The organism is Streptomyces sp. NPDC104202, from assembly GCF_055584185.1.
Map to the genome: position 1 here is coordinate 1 of NZ_JBVJMN010000134.1, position 2,938 is coordinate 2,938.

Annotated in this window: 2 protein-coding genes; both read right to left on the reverse strand. The window is 74.3% G+C overall.

The annotated features are described in order from the left end of the window. Positions 1–100 precede the first annotated feature (100 nt). Positions 101–1,093 (reverse strand): UDP-glucose 4-epimerase GalE, encoded by a 993-nt coding sequence (gene galE, locus ACZ60W_RS37170; protein ID WP_469759825.1) that lies wholly within the window; start codon positions 1,091–1,093, stop codon positions 101–103. A 16-nt stretch (positions 1,094–1,109) separates the two neighbouring features. Then, entirely contained in the window at positions 1,110–2,753 is a 1,644-nt protein-coding gene (locus ACZ60W_RS37175; RefSeq protein WP_469759826.1) for a glycosyltransferase family 2 protein, read from the reverse strand. Positions 2,754–2,938: the final 185 nt, after the last annotated feature.

Below are 2,938 nucleotides of genomic sequence, written 5' to 3' on the forward strand. Positions count from 1 at the left end.
CCCACCCCCCCCCCCCCACACACATACACACAACCCCCCGGCCCACAGCCCCCCCCCCCCCTTCCCCGTTCCTGCGTGCGCCGTTTCTGTGGCGTGCCCGTCAGCGGCCGGCGGCGACGCCCCGGTGGGCGACCCAGCCCTCCCAGGCGGAGGAGATCATCGAGCGGACGTCGTGGCGGGCCTTCCAGCCCAGCTCCGACTCGATGCGGTCGGCCGCGGCGACGACCCGGGCGGGGTCGCCGGGACGGCGCGGGGTGACCAGGGGCTCGGCGGAGTGGCCGGTGATCTCGTTGATCAGCCCGACCATCTCCGTCACGGAGACGCCCTCGCCGCGGCCGATGTTGACCGTCAGGTCGCGCGGCTCGCCGGCCTCGGCCCACTCCGCGAGCTTCCGGGCCGCCACGAGGTGCGCTTCGGCCAGGTCCTCGACGTGGATGTAGTCACGGATGCAGGTGCCGTCGGGGGTGTCGTAGTCGTCGCCGAAGATCCGCGGGGACTCCCCCGCGTCGAGGCGCTCGAAGACCATCGGGACCAGGTTGTAGACGCCGGTGTCGGCGAGCTCGGGGGTCGCCGCGCCGGCCACGTTGAAGTAGCGCAGGCAGGCCGTCGAGATGCCGTGCGCGCGGCCCGCGGCACGCACCAGCCACTCGCCCGCGAGCTTCGTCTCGCCGTACGGGCTGAGGGGCAGGCACGGGGTCTCCTCGGTGACGAGGACGACGTCCGGCATGCCGTAGACGGCGGCCGAGGAGGAGAAGAGGAAGTTGCGCACGCCCGCGGCGGCGACCGCCTCCAGGAGGACCGTGAGGCCGGTGACGTTCTCGCGGTAGTAGTGCATCGGCAGCTCGACGGACTCGCCGACCTGCTTCTTCGCGGCGAGGTGGACGACACCGGTCACGCCGTGCTCGGCGATCGTCCGGTCCAGCACCTCGCGGTCGAGGGTGGAGCCGACCACCAGGGGGACGCCTTCGGGCACCCGCTTCACGTCACCCGTGGACAGGTCGTCGAGGACGACGACCCGCTCACCGGCCAGCGTCATCGCGCGGACCACGTGAGAGCCGATGTATCCGGCGCCGCCGGTGATCAGATAAGTCATAGTGCCCCAAACCCTTTCACTGAGAACTGCGGGCAAGCCGACGGAGCCGGGCTCTGACCGCCCGGAGCCCGTCGCGGGCACCGGGTGCGATCCGCACCGCGAGCGAGCCGTTCGCCGTGGCGTACTGCTGCACCAGGAGTACACCGTACCGGCTGCTCGGAAGCACCGAGCGCCGCTGGGAGCCGTCCGGCGGGCGCAGCGAGGTGGTGAACGACTCACCGTCCGCGCAGGTGACGGTGGCGACGACGTCCCACAGCTGGACGCCCTGACGGCCGCGGCGGCGGCCGGCGCCGGCGAGCTCGGTGAACCGCACCGGGACCCGGCCCGACCAGCCGGTCACGGCGCCGTCCGCGTCCGTCCCGGCCCGCAGGACGACCCCTTCGGTAAGGGCCGGCTCCTCGTCGCCGCGCGGCAGGAACGCCACCTCGGCGCTGCGGGGGGCCGCCTCGGCCAGCCGTCCGTACAGGTCCCTGACCGTGAGCTCCAGGGCGCCGCCGCCGGTGTGCAGGACGGCGTCCACGACGAGCGGCAGCGCGTCGAAGGGCAGTTCGTCCATCCCGTCGAGACGGGCCTCCGGCAGGTCCTCGGCCCAGACGGCGGCGGTGCGGGTGCCCGCGTACGGCGGCAGCAGCCGCGCCGGGCTGGCGGCGAGCCGGGACAGCCGCAGCAGGTCGCGCGGCTCCTTGGACGCCAGCAGGAACCGGGCGGTCCAGCGCGCCGGGGCGACCGCGGCGGCGATCTCCGCCTCCTCGAAGCCGGCCAGGTGGTCACGGGTGGCCGCCCACCAGTCGGCACGGTGGGCGGGGTCGCGCTGGCGCACGTCGCGGGCGTACATCCGCAGGTCGTGTTCGAGGAACTTGGTGCGGCAGGCGGCGGCGAGCTCCGCGCGTCCCGCCGCGGCGAAGGTCTCGACGGCCGCGCGGTGGGCGGCGATCCGGGCCTGCCAGTTGGAGACGCCGCCGCGGTCGAGCGAGATCGACAGCTGGGCGGCGGCGCGGCGCACGTGCCAGACGTAGACGGTGTCCGGGATCACCGCGACGCGGGGGGCCGCGGCGTACACACGGGCGGTGAAGAGGAAGTCCTCGTAGACGAACCGGCCGTCGGGGAAGCGGATGCCGTGCTCGTCGAGGAAGGCGCGGGCGTAGACCTTGTTGACGCAGAGCGTGTCGTGGAGCAGCGGACGCAGGTCCTCGGGCGTCTCCAGCAGGGCCGGTTCCCGGTAGAGCCCGGGCTGCCAGCGGACGTCCCTGCCCTCGGGCAGCTCGCGCCGTACGCACACGCCGACCGCGACCGGGGTGCGGTGCCGCTCCGCGGCGGCCACCAGGGCCTCGGCGGCTCCGCCGGGCAGGACGTCGTCGCTGTCCAGGAACATCACGTACGGGGCGGAGGCGGCCTCGATGCCGTCGTTGCGGGGGGTGCCGCAGCCGCCGCTGTTCTCCGTGCGGTGCACCACGCGCACCCGGGGGTGCAGGGCCGCCAGCTCGTCGAGGACCCGTCCCGTGCCGTCGCTGGAACGGTCGTCGACCGCCACGACCTCCGCCACCACCGGGCCCTGGTCGAGCGCCGACCGGATGGCCTCACCCACCAACGCCTCGTCGTTGTAGGCGATGACGACGACACTGAGCTTGCCGACGGTCTCCGGCAGCGAAACGGTACTCACCCCAGGATCCTACGGGAGCCCCCCGACCCTCCTGACGAGGACCGAGGGGCTCCCGGAACGCCTCCGCCGGACGTGGGGGGGGGGGGGGGGGGGGGGGGGGGGGGGGGGGGGGGGGGGGGGGGGGGGGGGGGGGGGGGGGGGTGGGGGGGTGGGGGGGGGGGGTTGGGTGTTGTTTTGTTTTTTTC